This window comes from Lactobacillus sp. C449L (assembly GCF_059900815.1).
Genome location: NZ_JBWXGA010000119.1, coordinates 1 through 486 on the forward strand (window position 1 = coordinate 1; position 486 = coordinate 486).

General features: G+C 59.5%; 1 protein-coding gene. It reads left to right on the forward strand.

Annotation, left to right across the window (positions count from 1 at the left end):
• Positions 1-486 (forward strand): GNAT family N-acetyltransferase (locus AC2JF9_RS08595; protein WP_500726933.1); only part of this gene is annotated, 486 nt, incomplete at both ends.

Here is a 486-nt window from a genome sequence, read left to right on the forward strand (position 1 = left end):
TCATCGGCGCCTGGGTGGTGGCTTTGGGCCGCCTATCGAAAAAATTGCCCATTCGCGTACTGGTAAGCCCTGTCGATGGCCAAATGGCCCTGAGCACGCCGGTCATCGACTCCAGGTACATGTCCGAAGCCCTTGAGGCGATGTTCGAAGCAGTTGCGGCCGACCCAGCCCTGCCGAAAGTCCTAAATGCCAATGAGTTCACGGTGGATGGTCCGATGAGCCACGTCCTCGACAAGGCTCTTAACGATCGCGGTGCTGCCGTAATCGTCCGCAGGCGCCTGAGCCGTCCAAAACTGCAGTCCAGCCTGGACAGCATGAGCTACCTGAAAAATTCGCTGCCAGCGCAACGACGAAGCGACCTTCGCCGATACAGGCGCCGCCTTAGTGAGCGAGGGAAGTTGGAAGTTGTCTGTCATCGCGCGCCTGACGACGCACGTCGTGCTTTCGACGAATTCCTGGAGCTGGAGGCATCGGGGTGGAAAGGAC